General features: G+C 64.2%; 15 protein-coding genes. 14 read left to right on the forward strand and 1 reads right to left on the reverse strand.

Annotation, left to right across the window (positions count from 1 at the left end):
* Positions 1-33: 33 nt before the first annotated feature.
* Genes PSV40_RS02670 through PSV40_RS02685 form a run of 4 tightly spaced genes read left to right on the forward strand, consistent with a single transcriptional unit; the run spans position 34 to position 6,542 of the window.
* The gene (locus PSV40_RS02670; protein ID WP_300533829.1) at positions 34-1,314 is read left to right on the forward strand and encodes a TolC family protein; all 1,281 of its coding nucleotides are present in this window, start codon (positions 34-36) and stop codon (positions 1,312-1,314) included.
* Positions 1,311-2,990 (forward strand): efflux RND transporter periplasmic adaptor subunit, encoded by a 1,680-nt coding sequence (locus PSV40_RS02675; protein WP_300533832.1) that lies wholly within the window; start codon positions 1,311-1,313, stop codon positions 2,988-2,990. The genes PSV40_RS02670 and PSV40_RS02675 overlap by 4 nt, the downstream gene beginning before the upstream one ends.
* 16 nt (positions 2,991-3,006) lie before the next feature.
* Positions 3,007-6,120, forward strand: coding sequence for an efflux RND transporter permease subunit (locus PSV40_RS02680; RefSeq protein ID WP_300533835.1), 3,114 nt, complete (start codon positions 3,007-3,009; stop codon positions 6,118-6,120).
* Positions 6,121-6,164: 44 nt separating this feature from the next.
* On the forward strand, positions 6,165-6,542 hold the full coding sequence (locus PSV40_RS02685) for a hypothetical protein (protein ID WP_300533838.1): 378 nt from the start codon (positions 6,165-6,167) through the stop codon (positions 6,540-6,542).
* Positions 6,543-6,554: 12 nt separating this feature from the next.
* Here the strand turns inward: PSV40_RS02685 and PSV40_RS02690 are convergent, their stop codons facing one another.
* On the reverse strand, positions 6,555-7,028 hold the full coding sequence (locus tag PSV40_RS02690) for a Cd(II)/Pb(II)-responsive transcriptional regulator (RefSeq protein ID WP_300533840.1): 474 nt from the start codon (positions 7,026-7,028) through the stop codon (positions 6,555-6,557).
* A 70-nt stretch (positions 7,029-7,098) separates the two neighbouring features.
* Between PSV40_RS02690 and PSV40_RS02695 the strand changes: the two genes are divergently transcribed.
* The 10 genes from PSV40_RS02695 to PSV40_RS02740 all read left to right on the forward strand — a co-directional run bounded on the left by PSV40_RS02695 (position 7,099) and on the right by PSV40_RS02740 (position 13,815).
* A complete protein-coding gene (locus tag PSV40_RS02695) occupies positions 7,099-7,743 on the forward strand; it encodes a cation transporter (RefSeq protein ID WP_300533843.1) in 645 nt (214 codons plus the stop codon).
* Between the two features lie 138 nt (positions 7,744-7,881).
* Entirely contained in the window at positions 7,882-8,331 is a 450-nt protein-coding gene (locus tag PSV40_RS02700; RefSeq protein WP_300533846.1) for a hypothetical protein, read from the forward strand.
* 111 nt (positions 8,332-8,442) lie between these two features.
* A complete protein-coding gene (locus PSV40_RS02705; protein WP_300533848.1) occupies positions 8,443-8,757 on the forward strand; it encodes a hypothetical protein in 315 nt (104 codons plus the stop codon).
* A gap of 8 nt (positions 8,758-8,765) precedes the next feature.
* Positions 8,766-10,184, forward strand: coding sequence for a TolC family protein (locus tag PSV40_RS02710; RefSeq protein WP_300533850.1), 1,419 nt, complete (start codon positions 8,766-8,768; stop codon positions 10,182-10,184).
* A gap of 1 nt (position 10,185) precedes the next feature.
* A complete protein-coding gene (locus tag PSV40_RS02715; RefSeq protein ID WP_300533852.1) occupies positions 10,186-11,604 on the forward strand; it encodes a copper oxidase in 1,419 nt (472 codons plus the stop codon).
* 14 nt (positions 11,605-11,618) lie between these two features.
* Positions 11,619-12,206 (forward strand): periplasmic heavy metal sensor, encoded by a 588-nt coding sequence (locus tag PSV40_RS02720; protein WP_300533854.1) that lies wholly within the window; start codon positions 11,619-11,621, stop codon positions 12,204-12,206.
* Positions 12,207-12,223: 17 nt separating this feature from the next.
* Complete coding sequence (locus tag PSV40_RS02725; protein ID WP_300533857.1) at positions 12,224-12,724, forward strand: cupredoxin family protein; 501 nt, start codon at positions 12,224-12,226, stop codon at positions 12,722-12,724.
* A gap of 75 nt (positions 12,725-12,799) precedes the next feature.
* On the forward strand, positions 12,800-13,267 hold the full coding sequence (locus tag PSV40_RS02730) for a DUF411 domain-containing protein (protein WP_300533860.1): 468 nt from the start codon (positions 12,800-12,802) through the stop codon (positions 13,265-13,267).
* Positions 13,268-13,287: 20 nt separating this feature from the next.
* The gene (locus PSV40_RS02735) at positions 13,288-13,575 is read left to right on the forward strand and encodes a copper-binding protein (RefSeq protein WP_300533863.1); all 288 of its coding nucleotides are present in this window, start codon (positions 13,288-13,290) and stop codon (positions 13,573-13,575) included.
* 54 nt (positions 13,576-13,629) lie between these two features.
* Positions 13,630-13,815: a hypothetical protein gene (locus PSV40_RS02740; protein WP_300533866.1), complete on the forward strand. Its 186-nt coding sequence runs from the start codon at positions 13,630-13,632 to the stop codon at positions 13,813-13,815.
* Positions 13,816-13,851 lie beyond the last annotated feature (36 nt).

Here is a 13,851-nt window from a genome sequence, read left to right on the forward strand (position 1 = left end):
CGCCGAAGTCTTGATTTGCTTCGGAGAACGCTCTTGCTTGATCTTTCCCCTTTCCGTTTGTCGCGGCTTGCCTGCACATCGTTATTGCTGCCGGCCGCCCTCACGCTTGCCAGTGCGCAGACCGTGCCGCCGCGACCCCTGCCATCCCTGGCCGAAGCCGCAGCGCCCACGGGCGCCACCAGCCTGCGCGAAGCGCTGGATGCGGCCTGGGCCCTGAGCCCGGCAGCCCGCAGCGCCGACAGCCGCCGCGCCCAATTGCAAGCCAGGGAACGCGCGGCATCGTCCTGGATCAACGGCTCGCCCAGCGCCCTGCTGGCGCAGCGCAGCGACCGCTTCAACAACAACAGCGGCTTGCGGGAATACGAAGCCGAGCTGGAACTGCCGATCTGGAGCCCCGGCGTGCGCGGCGCCACCCAGCGTGAGCTGGCAGCGCTGCGCCTGGGTTTCGAGCCGCAGCAACAGGTGGCGCGGCTGAAACTCGCTGCCGAGGTGCGCGAAGCTGCCGCCAGCGTGGCCGTGGCGCGCACCGAACGCGACCTGGCGCAACGCAAACACAGCGAAGCACAAACACTGGCGCAGGACGTGGAACGCCGCGTGAAAGCCGGTGACAGCGCCCGTGTGGACGGCTTGCAGGCGCAGTCCCTGGTCCAACAGGCCGCCAGCGGACAGGAACAGGCGCAGCAGGCCTTGGCCCGTCTGCAAAACCAGTGGCGGGCACTGACCGGCCTGACCGCAGTGCCGTTGCTGGACGAGCCGCCGCCGTCCGCGAGCCCGGTCATGGGTCCAGACCACCCGGTGCTACAGGCCGCGCAGACACGGGTCCAGGCGGCGCAAGCTGCGCTCGAACTGAGCGAAACCGACAAGCGCGACCCGATGTCCGTCGGTGTGGGCATCACGCGCGAACGTTCGGCCTTTGGCGCCGCGAGCGAGAACAGCTTGCGCCTGGCACTGAAAATTCCCTTCGGCACCGACAGCCGCAATGCCCCGCGCATCGCTGCGGCACGCGCAGAACTCGACGCCGCGCAGGCCGAACTGGATGCCACCCAGCGGCAGGTACAGACCGAACTGGCATCGGCACTGGCCGAGCTCGACGCCGCCCGCCGCACGCAGGCCAGCATGGCCGAACGCGCGCGCCTGGGCACCGAGGTGCAAGCCCTGGTGGCCAAGGCGTACCGCCTTGGCGAGTCCGACCTGCCAACCCGGTTGCGCGCCGACAGCGAAAAGTTTGAGGCCGATCTGTCCCTGGCGCGCGCCCGTGTGGGCCTGCAACGCGCCGTTTCCCAATTAAACCAAGCTCTTGGATTGCTCCCATGAACCTCATTTACAAGCCAAATACGCCACCAGCCCATATCCAGAAAGCGCTGGCAGCTATTTTTTTTATAGCGTCTGGTTTGTTTGCCACGGCCTGGGCTGGGGGAGACCACGGTGCAGAAGCGCCAGCGGCGGCAGGTGTGGTCACCTCCCCGCGCATCAGCAGCCATTCCGACCTGTTCGAGCTGGTCGGCGTGGTCGACAACGGCGAGATGAAAATTTACCTGGATCGTTACGAGAGCAACGAGCCGGTCATCGATGCAAAGATCGAGGTCGAGGCCGGCGCAGCCAAAGGGACAGCCGCGCCCCAGCCGGACGGCAGCTACAGCTTCAAACATGACTTGCTTGGCCAGCCGGGCACGCTGGCTGTCAGTTTTGTCGTCGCCGCAGGTAAAGATACCGACCTGCTGGCTGGTGACCTGGTCATCACCGACCCCCACGCCGCGGACGAGCACCTTGACGCAAACCGGCCCTGGCTGCGCTGGGCAGCGTACGCGGGAGCTGCCCTGCTGCTGGCGGCGCTCGCCGGTGCGGCATGGCGAAAGCGCCGCCGCAAAGGCCTGGCCGGCATGTTGATTGCCGCCTGCGCCTTGGGCCTGGGCGCAACCGCCACCCTGGACGCTCAGGCGGGGCCGGGTCACGACCCCGGTGACGAGTCCGCTCCTGCTGCGGGTGGCAACGCGCCGCGGCGCCTGGCCGATGGTGGCGTGTTTTTGCCCAAGGCCAGCCAGCGTCAACTCAGCGTCCGAACCATCAGCATCGAAGAAGCGTCCCTGCCGACAACGGTCGAGCTGACAGGCCGGGTGGTGCTGGACAGCAACGCCGGCGGCAAGGTGCAGCCGACGCAAGCCGGCCGCATCGAAGCCGGTCCTCGCGGCCTGCCGCAACTGGGCCAGGCTGTTCGCAAGGGAGAAGTCCTCGCAGTAGTGCGCGCCTCCACCAGCGCGATTGAACGCGCCAACCAGCAGGCGCAAAGCGCTGAGCTCAATGCCAGCCTCGCCCTGGTGCGACGGCGCGTGGAACGCCTGCAGCAACTTGAAGGCACGGTGCCGCAAAAAGACATTGAAGCCGCGCAGTCCGATGTTTCCAGTCTGCGGCAGCGCGCCGCCGCCGTGGCCGGCAGCGTGTCGGCCACCGAAGCTCTGGTGGCACCGGTCTCGGGGGTGATCGCCGCCGCCGGCGTGGTGGCCGGACAGGTGGTCAATGCCGGCGACCTGCTGTTCGAAATTGTTGATCCTTCTCGCATGGGTGTGGAGGCCAGCGCCTTTGATGCCGCGCTGGCCGCCAACATCGCCTCGGCCAGCGCCAGCCCCGCGCCCGGCGCCAACGTGCCACTGCAATTTGTCGGTGCCGGGAGCAGCCTGCGCGAAGGCGCGATCCCGCTGGTCTTCCGCACCCTGCCGGGCAAAAACACCATACCCCTGTCCATCCACCAGCCGGTCAAAGTGACGGTGCAGACCAAGAGCCAGGTCAAGGGCTTTGCCGTGCCGATGGGTGCGGTGGTCAAAAATGCCAGCAACCAGGACATGGTGTGGATCCACACCGATGCCGAGGTGTTCCAGCCGCGCACCGTGCGCCAGGTGCCGCTGGACGGCAGCACCGCTGCGATTGTGGATGGCCTGAAAACCGGTGACCGGGTGGTGACGCAGGGCGCGCCGCTGGTCAACCAGGTTCGCTGAAACAGGGCCGCACACCATGTTTGAAAAACTCATACACGCCTCCCTCGCCAACCGCCTGATGGTGGTGGTGCTGTCGGTGGTGCTGCTGCTGACCGGTGCGCTGACGCTGGTGAAGATGCCGGTGGACGTATTCCCCGACCTGAACAAACCAACGGTCACGCTGCAGGCCGAAGCCGGCGGCATGGCGCCCGAGGAGGTCGAGCAACTGATCACCGCGCCGCTGGAAATCGCCATGGGCGGCATCCCGGGCGTGGAAAGCATTCGCTCGATCTCCAGCGTCGGCCTGTCCTTCGTCTACGTCACCTTCGACTGGAAGACCGACATCTACCGCGCCCGCCAGATGGTCGGGGAACGGCTGCAATTGGCGCGTGAGCAATTGCCCCAAGGTGTGACCCATGTCGGCATGGGGCCGATCAGCTCCATCATGGGCGAGATCATGCTGCTGGCCCTGCCCATCGACACCAGCAAGATCAGCCCGATGGCGGTGCGCGAGTACGCCGACTTCGTGATGCGCCCGCGCCTGCTCACCCTGCCCGGCGTGGCCCAGGTGGTGCCGATTGGCGGCGAGGTGCGCCAGTACCAGGTGCAACCCGACACCGCCCTCATGGCAGCGCTGAAGATTGACCTCGAAAGCATCGAAGCGGCGCTCAAGGGTTTTTCAGGCAACTCCAGCGGCGGTTTTCTCGAACTCAATTCACGCGAGTACCTGATACGCAACATCGGCCGCACCACCCGACTGCAGGACCTGGAGCGCCTGCCGGTAGCCTTTCAAAACGGCAAACCGATCCAGCTCAACCAGGTGGCCAAGGTCACGTTTGCGCCAGCCATCAAGCGCGGCGATGCGGGCTTGAACGGCCAGCCCGCCGTGATTCTCAGCATCCAGAAACAGCCTGCCGCTGACACCGTGGTACTGACGGAAAAAATCGAAGCCGCCATCGAAGAGCTGAAAAAAGGAATGCCGCCGGGCATGGGCGAGCCTAAAGTCACCATGCGCCAGGCTACCTTTATTGAATCGTCGGTGAACACACTCAAAGGCAAGTTGATGCTGGCATTTGCCGTTGTGGCGGTGGTACTGTATTTATTTCTGCTGAACGTTCGTACCACCGTGATTTCGCTGGTGGCTATACCGATTTCGTTCATGGCGACCGTGCTGGTTTTCAAGTATTTCGGTTTTTCCATCAACACCATGACGTTGGGCGGTCTGACGATTGCCATCGGCGAGTTGGTCGACGATGCCGTGGTGGGCGTGGAAAATGTGCTGCGCCGCCTGAAGATGGACCGCGCCGCGCATCCCACCAAGCGGCTCGACCCCTTGAAGTTGATTGCCAAGGCCACACTGGAAGTGCGCTCGGGCATCGTGATTGCCACCTTGATTGTTGTGCTGGTGTTGGTGCCGCTGTTCTTTTTGCCGGGTGTCGAGGGGCGCTTGATGCAGCCGCTGGCTGTTGCCTACATCGTCGCCATGCTTGCCTCAATGCTCGTCTCGGTGACGCTCACGCCGGTGATGGCGTATTACCTGCTGCCGGGAATGAAAGGGCTGGACCATGGAGATACGCGGGCCCAGCTATGGCTGAAAGCACGCTACGTGAAAGCACTGGCATATGTGCTGGGGCGTCCTCGCACCTGGGTGCTGGCCGGCGCGGCGGCAGCGCTGCTGGCCATGGCGGCCGTGCCGTTTTTTCCTACCACCTTTTTACCTCCGTTTAACGAAGGCGTGGCGCTGGTCGGCCTGCGCCTGAACCCCGGCACCACGCTTACTGAGTCGGCCCGCATCAGCACGATTGCCGAAAAGGCTCTGGCGAATGTGCCTGAGGTCGAACATGTGGGCCGCCGTTCGGGCCGAGCCGAGCTGGACGAACATGCCGAGGGTGTGCATGCATCGGAGCTCGACCTGAAACTCAAGCGCAGCGAGCGCAGCCTGGAAGAGGTGTTTGCCGACATCCGCAGCCGTATCGCCACCTTGCCAGCGGCCATCGGCATTGGCCAGCCGATCAGCCACCGCATCGACCACATGTTGTCGGGCGTGCGTTCGCAGATCGCCATCAAGATTTTTGGTGATGATCTGGACACCCTGCGCACACAGGCCGAGGCGCTGCGGCAAAAGCTTGCCGGCATCAACGGTGTGGTGGACCTGGAAATCGAAAAGCAGGTGCTGACGCCCCAAATCAGAATCCAGGTGGACTACGACCGTGCCCTGGGTCTGGGCCTGCCACCCGCCAAGCTGCTGCAGGAGCTGCAGGTGTTGATAGACGGCGAAAGCGTGACGCAAATCGTTGAAGGCAGCCGCCGCTTCAACCTGGTGCTGCGCCTCCCGGAGGCCTCGCGCGGCATCGAGGGCTTGCGCAATCTGATGATAGACACCCCGGGCGGCCGGGTACCCCTGAGCCAGTTGGCCAACGTGGAAGAGGGTGACGGGCCCAATCAGGTCAGTCGAGATGACGGGCGCAGGCGCATCGTACTGGCGGCCAATACGCAAGGACGGGCGCTCAGCGACGTGGTAGCCGACATACGGGGGGCAATTGCCGCCACTGCACTGCCCGAGGGTTACTTCATCACGATCGGCGGTCAGTTCCAGGCGCAGGAAGACGCCTCGCGCCTGATCGGGCTGCTTTCGCTGGGCTCGGTGGCCTTGATCTTTTTAATTCTTTACTCGCGCTACCGCTCCGGGATACTGGCCGCCATCATCATGGCCAACATACCGCTGGCTTTGGTCGGCGCGGTGGTGGGGCTGTGGTTGTCGGGTCAGCCACTGTCGGTGGCTGCACTGGTGGGATTTATCACTTTGGCTGGCATCGCGATTCGCAACGGTATTTTGAAGGTCTCGCACTACATCAACCTGTGCGCGTTTGAAGGGGAAAATTTTGGCCACACCATGCTGCTACGCGGTTCGCAGGAGCGCTTGACGCCGGTGCTGATGACCGCGCTGGTGGCAGCGCTGGCATTGGCCCCGCTGCTGTTTGAGGCGGATATGCCGGGCACAGAAATTTTGCACCCGGTGGCGGTGGTGATTTTCTCCGGCCTGATCACCTCGACCCTGCTCGACTCGTTTTTGACGCCGGCGATGGTCGCGCTGTTTGGCCGCAAGCCCATTGAAGCGCTTGTCGCCGATTCCGGTTCTGAAACGTTTTAACCTCACCCGTTCATTTTTTATCCACCACCTGAAAGGTAACTTCAATGAAACTCCATCCCCTCGGTCTGGCCATCTGCATTGCACTTTCCAGCACAGCCGCCCTGGCTGCAGGCAACCACGGCCACGACCCCAAATTCGGCGGCGTGGCGGTCGAAACCAAAGCGGGCGATCTGGAAATCGTCGCCAAGCCGGATGCCATCGTGATTTACGTCAGCGACCACGGAAAACCCATGAAGCTGGACGGCGCGAAGGCCAAGGTCACGCTGCTCAATGGCACCGACAAATCCGAAATCGAGCTCCTGCCTGCCGGCGACAAGCTGCAAGCCAAAGGCGCCTTCAAGGTCGCCAAAGGCACCAAAGGTGTTGCGGTGGTCACGTTGGCAGGCAAGCCTCCGGCCACGGCGCGTTTTGAGATCAAGTAACGCCAAGCGTTCTTAAACGTGGCGCTTCTTCGGCACCGCGCGAGATGGGGCTGAGGCCTGCGCATCGGCCAGCTCGTGCAGCGCTTCAATGATGTGGCAATGGGCGTCCCGGCCGTCGCAGCGGCTGCGCAGGGCCTTGAGGTCTTTTTCCAGCGCCTTCAGTTCCGCCAGCCGCGCGCGCACATGGCCCAGGTGCCCGTCGAGCGCGTCGCGTGCGGCCGCGCAATCCGTCTTGTTGTTCAGGTCCAGCCCCAGCAGGGTGCGCACCTCGGCCAGCGACATGTCCATGGCCCGGCACAGGCGGATAAAACGCAGCTGGTGCACATCGCCTTCGCTATACAAACGATAGCTGTTCTCACCCCGTCCATGCGGGCTGAGCAGGCTTTCCTTTTCATAAAACCGGATGTTCGCGGGGCTGACGCCGCTTTGCCGCGCGGCCTCGCCGATCTGGTAAGCCCTGGGGGCAGAGAGACTTGACACAGGCATCGCTTGACCTTGAAGTGACTTGAGGGTTTCCAATCATGCCATCAACACTATGCTTCCGGAGAACCCCTCGATGTCTGCCCACTGCTGCGACCACGACCACGACGCCACCGCCGCCCAGGCCAACAGCCCGCGCTACCGGAAAATCCTCTGGATCGCACTGCTCATCAACTTCACCATGTTTGCGCTGGAAATCGCGGCGGGTTTTCGCTCCGGCTCGGTGTCGCTGCTGGCCGATGCCATCGATTTCTTCGGCGATGCCGCCAACTACGGCGTGAGCCTGGCGGTGTTGTCCCTGGGCGTGGTCTGGCGTGCCCGTGCCGCACTTCTGAAGGCTTCCAGCATGCTGGCCTTCGGCGTGTTTGTGCTGGCGCGGGCATGGTGGGTGGCCACCCAGGGCGGTACGCCCGAGGCCTTGACCATGGGCGCGATCGGGCTGCTCGCGCTGATCGCCAACGTGTCGGTTGCGGCCATGCTGTATGCCTGGCGCGAAGGCGACGCCAACATGCGCAGCGTCTGGCTGTGCTCGCGCAACGACGCCATCGGCAACCTCGCGGTGATGCTGGCCGCGTTCGGCGTGTTCGGGACCAGGAGCGCCTGGCCGGACCTGGCCGTGGCGGCGGTCATGGCCAGCCTGGCCATCTGGGGCGGCTGGTCGGTGATGCAGCAGGCACGGCGCGAGTTGCGGGCCGGCCGCTTGGCGCAAAAGGCTGCGTGAACAGCTTCACGCCCGCGCAGCGCCGCCAGGTGTTCACGCAGCGGATGCGCAGTTTCAGCCGGCTGATCCGGCAGGCTGCTGCGGTAACCGAATCACCTTGCTTTTTGAACTTTCCGCCCGCCACCGTATCATCTACTTATGCGACGCCCCCTGTTCATCGCCATGATCTTCCTGCTGCTCCTGCGCGGGATGGTGGGCGATGCCATGGCTACCGGCATGGCCGCCGGTCATCTGCAACAGGTGGCTTCCGCTACAGAATTCGTAGCTGCTTACGCCCATGAATCAAGGGCAGACGGTCATTTTGACCATGACATGGCGATGGAGCCGGCAGCATCCATGACTCATTCGGCGGCAATTCCTCCGGATTGCGCAGGACACGCCTCTGGCCAGACTTCCGACCCCATGACCCAGGGCGCCACCGGGCACTGCGACTCCTGCGCCGCCTGCCAGTCCTGCAACACGGTCGCGCTGTCGCCGGTAACAGCCAGCACCGATTCCCTCGCCATTCCCCCTGCGCGGGCGCATTCGCCGACCGCGCGATTTGCCAGCGCCGTCGCCGCGCTGGGCCAAAAACCACCCATTTCCTGACTTCCAGGCCCGTACTGGGTCTGTACTTGCCATCCGGCACGGGCAACCTGCCCTTTTTGCCGGATTCGCGCGATTTTTACGATCGCCCCGCTTGTCCGTCAGGAGATTTTTGTGACCTTCCGTATCCTTTTTTGCATGCTGCTCCTGCCGCTGGGCAGCGTCCATGCGCAAGACGCACCGGCCCCGCAGGCCGCCGACCCCGCGGCGCCCGTGTCGGCGGTGAGCTACCGCTCCGTGTTTGCCGACTTGCCCACCGGCGTGGAAGTCGGTCGCGAGGACTGGAAAAAAGCCAATGCCGACGTTGGCCGATTCACGCGCGGCCATGTCGACATCCTCAAATCGGAGCAGCAGCAGGCAGCGCCAGCGGCCCCTGCGGCCACGCCGGATACCGCCCCACCTGCGGCAGCCCATCCCCACACACATTGAGCCTCACCATGTTTTCATTCCAAAAATCCGCAACGGCCCTGCTGGCGGTCGCGACACTGGCCGGCTGTGCCAGCCTGTCGCCCGACGGCAACCAGACGGACATCAACACCCTGACCGCCGGCAAAACAGCGGGCATCAACGCGCCGGTCGGGCGCGGCGACAGCGCGGAGACCCGCGACGCGGTGACGCGGCTGCTGGCCGGGCCGCTGACCGCCGAGTCGGCCGTGCGTATTGCGCTGCTGAACAACCCGGGCATCCACGCCTCCATGGCCTCACTGGGTATCAGTGATGCCGACCGCGTGCGCGCCGGCACGCTGCCGAACCCGCATTTCTCGATTGGCCGTTTCGTCGAAGGCAGCAAGGTGGAGATCGAGCGCGGCATCGGCTTCAACGTCATCGGCCTGCTGACCCTGCCCTGGCGCGCCAGATACCAGAACCAGCAGCATGAGGTGGCCAAACTGCAGGCCGCGCAGGAGGTCGTCAAACTCGCCTCTGACACGCGCAAGGCCTGGATCAACGCCGTCGCCGCCCAGCAGACCGCCAGCTACATGAAGGACGCGAAGGAGGCGGCCGAGGCCAGCGGTGAACTGGCGCGGCGCCTGGCACGTGTGGGCAACTGGAGCAAGCTGAACCAGGCGCGCGAGCAGGCTTTTGTCGCGGATGCTGCGGCACAACTGGCACGCAGCCAGAACGCAGCTTATGCCGCACGCGAAAAACTCACACGACTGATGGGCCTGTGGGGCGCGCAGACGCAGTTCACGCTCAGTGATCGCCTGCCGGAGCTGCCGAAAACCATCGCCGACATGCCGGACATCGAGGCCCGCGCGCTGCGCGACCGCCTCGACGTGCGCGCCAGCATGGCGCAGGCAGGCTACGTCGCCGACAACATGGGCTTGACGCGCAGCACCGGCTTCATCAATGCCCTCGACGCCAAGTATTCACGCAACACCACCTTTGACAATGCCTCGGGCGACAAGGAGATCAAGCGCGGCTGGGAGCTGGAGCTGCCACTGCCGATTTTTGACTGGGGCGGCGCCAGCAACGCGCGCGCGCAGGGCCAGTACATGCAGTCGGTGGCGCGTGTGCGCGAAACAGCCATCCAGGCCCGCTCCGAGGCGCGCGAAAGTTACCACGCCTGGCGCACCGCGCATGACCTGGCGCTGCATTACCGCGACGAGGTGGTGCCGCTGCGCAAGTTCATCAACAACGAACTGCTGCTGCGTTACAACGGCATGCTCAGCAGCGTGTTCGAGTTGCTGGCCGATACACGCACCAGCATCACGGCGGTCAACGCCAGCATCGAAGCGCAGCGCGACTTCTGGCTGGCCGACACCGACCTGCAAACCACACTGACAGGGACCTCCGCCGGCATGGCGCCCCTGGCCGCCGGCGCTGCTGCCAGCGGCAGCGACGCCAAAGGACATTGACATGAACATCAACAACGAACGCAGACGATTTTTTGCCGGTGCAGCCGCTGCCACGGTGACCGCGGTGGCCGCCAGCGCGGTGAGCCGCGTCGCCATGGCCGCCCTGCCCGAGCCGGTGTTGCAGGACAAGCCCGACACCATGCCGCCGCTGGTCCCCGGCACGGGCCGGCCCTACAACCCGGTGGTCACGCTCAACGGCTGGACCCTGCCCTGGCGCATGAACAACGGTGTGAAGGAATTTCACCTGGTGGCCGAGCCGGTGGTGCGCGAGATGGCGCCAGGCTTCAAGGCCAACATGTGGGGCTACAACGGGCAAAGCCCCGGCCCGACCATCGAGGTGGTGGAAGGCGACCGCGTGCGCATTTTTGTCACCAACAAGCTGCCCGAACACACCAGCGTGCACTGGCACGGCCAGCGCCTGCCCAACGGCATGGATGGTGTGTCGGGCCTGACCCAGCCGGCCATTCCGGTCGGCAAGACTTTTGTGTATGAGTTTGTCGCGCGGCGGCCCGGCACCTTCATGTACCACCCGCACGCCGACGAGATGACGCAGATGGCCATGGGCATGATGGGTTTCTGGATCACCCACCCGAGAGCGAAACACCCGCTGATCGACGAGGTGGACCGCGACTTCGTGTTCCTGCTCAACGCCTACGACATCGACCCCGGCAGCATGACACCCAAAATCATGACCATGCTGGACTTCAACCTGTGGTCGTGGAACAGCCGGGTCTTCCCGGGCATCGACACGCTCAACGTGCGCCAGGGCGACAAGGTGCGCATACGCATGGGCAACCTGACCATGACCAACCACCCGATCCACCTGCACGGCCATGAATTTTTGGTGACCGGCACCGACGGCGGCCCCACGCCGAAATCGACGCGCTGGTACGAGGTGACCACCGATGTCGCGGTGGGCCAGATGCGGCAGATCGAATTTCTGGCCGACGAGGAAGGCGACTGGGCCTTCCACTGCCACAAGAGCCACCACACCATGAATGCGATGGGCCACGACGTGCCAACCATGATAGGTGTGGACCACCGCGGCCTGATCAAAAAGCTGCAGAAGGCCGTGCCCGACTACATGGTCATGGGCGAACGCGGCATGGCCGACATGGGCGAGATGGAAATGGAAATCCCCGAGAACACCGCCCCCATGATGACCGGCACCGGCCCGTTCGGCTCGGTCGAAATGGGCGGCATGTTCAGCATGCTCAAGGTGCGCAAAAACCAGAAGCCCGGCGACTACAAGGACCCGGGCTGGTACAAGCACCCGGCCGGCACAGTCGCCTACGAATGGACCGGCGCACTGCCCGACCCGGCGCGCCCGCGCGCGGGCAGCAAGGCCATGCCGGCCGCCTCACCGGGCCCCGTGACACAGGTCCAGATCCGAAAACCTTCCGGCCATGCCGGCCACTGATTCAATGGACACCCATGACAACCCGATTTACTCTCAAATTAATAGCTGCCGGCGCTTTACTGATGGGGGCTGGAGGCACATTTGGCCAACATTCGCACCAGCCGTCACATAACGCCAGCCCTTATGCAGGTCAGCAAATACGCGAGATCAAGGCCCTCTCGTCCACCCAGACCGCCGACCTGCTGGCCGGCCAGGGCATGGAACTGGCCAAGGCCGCCGAACTCAACGGCTACCCCGGGCCCATGCACACGCTGGAGCTGGCCGCGCAACTCGAACTGAGCGCGGAACAGAAGCAGGCCAGCGAAACGCTGATGAACCGCCACAAGGCGGAGGCTCGGGACCTGGGCACCCAGCTGGTGGAAGCCGAACGTGCGCTGGATCAGGCTTTTGCGTCGCGCCAGATCGATGCAACCCGGCTGGCGGCCCACACCGAAAGCATAGGCCGGCTGCAGGCCCTGCTGCGCAAGTCGCATCTGGACACCCATCTGCAGCAAGCCGCGCTGCTGACACCTGCGCAGATCACCCGTTATGCGCAGCTGCGCGCTTATGCCGGGCCCGCCGCTGGCGCAGCACCAGCCACCGCTCCCATTCACAAGCACTGATCCGAAAGAAACACTTCATGAAAAAACTTCACCCTTTCCTCGCCGCGCTGCTGCTCGCAGGCGCCACCACCTTGAGCCTTGCCCACGGAGACGATCCGAAAACCGGCAAGGCCGCCGTGGTTGCCAAAGAGCAAAAGGAATGGGGCATCGCCGGCGACGCCAAATCCGTCACCCGCACCGTGACCCTGACCATGGACGACAACATGCGTTTCACGCCCGACAAGCTGAGCTTCAAGCAGGGGGAGACCGTGCGCTTTGTCATCCGCAACCAGGGCAAGATGCTGCACGAGCTGGTCATCGGCACGAAAAAGGAGCTCGATGAACATGCCGCCCTGATGCTGAAGTTCCCCACCATGCAGCACGACGAACCCTACATGGCCCACGTCGGCGCCGGCAAACGCGGCGGCCTGATCTGGACTTTCAACCGCCCCGGCGAATTTGACTTTGCCTGCCTGATCGCCGGCCACTACCAGGCGGGCATGGTTGGCAAGATCAGCGTCGCCGCGGCAACCCACTAACCCATTAACCCGCTAACGCGTTAACCCGATAGCCCGATAACCCCCGACGACACCCAATCCCTCAAGGAGCATCTCATGCAAAGACGATTTTTTGTACAAGCCATGGCCAGCCTCACCGGGACCGCTCTGCTGGCACCCACGCTGATGGCACAGACCCGGCCGCAGGTCGAAGTCTGGAAAGACCCCAACTGCGGTTGCTGCAAGGACTGGGTGGTCCACATGGAAGCCAACGGTTTCGATGTCAAGGTGCACGATAGCGGCAACACTGCCGCCCGGAAACGGCTGGGCGTGCCCGACAAGCTCGGCTCCTGCCACACCGCGCTGGTCGGCGGCTACGCCATCGAAGGCCATGTGCCGGCCCGCGAGGTGCATCGCCTGCTCAAGGAACGTCCGGCCGCTGTCGGCCTGTCGGTGCCTGGCATGCCGGTTGGCTCGCCCGGCATGGATGGCCCCGAGTACGGCACGCGCAAGGACCCGTATGACGTGGTGCTCATCAGCCGCAGCGGGACGACCCGCGTTTATCAAAGTTATCACCGCGCCTGAGCGCATTCAAGGGAATTGACATGAAATACTTCACCACACTGATCGCCACCCTCGTGACGTCGGCCGCGTTCGCGCAGGCTGCCCTGCCCGTCTCTGAAGCCGAGGTCCGCAAGGTCGACAAGGACGCCGGCAAGATCACCCTCAAACACGGCGAAATCAAGAACCTGGACATGCCGCCCATGAGCATGGTGTTCCAGGTCAAGGACAAGGCCCTGCTCGACAAGGTCCAGGCCGGTGACAAGATCAGCTTCACGGCCGACAAGGTCAACGGCGCCTATACGGTGATGTCGATCGAGCCGGCCAAATAAACATGAGCCGCGGCCAGCGAGTGCAAGAAAGCCGTATTCGCATTGGCTGGATTGATGCTGGCGTTCAGTGGCGTGCTGCAATGGCGCAACCGGTCTGCTTCCCGCGCGCTCGATCCGGCACTGCGCCAGGCCTGCCTGCGCACCCGGAAAACTTCAACCCGGGTGTGCGGTGTGAGCGCGGTGATCTACCTCCCGGGCGGCTGGTTTGCATTCAATCAGCAGTGGCTGGACACGTTCTGACCGTGCTACCTGCGAGGCGCTTTCTCACAGGTCACG

The sequence above is a fragment of the Polaromonas sp. genome (genome assembly GCF_029945925.1).
Lineage (GTDB): Bacteria > Pseudomonadota > Gammaproteobacteria > Burkholderiales > Burkholderiaceae_C > Polaromonas.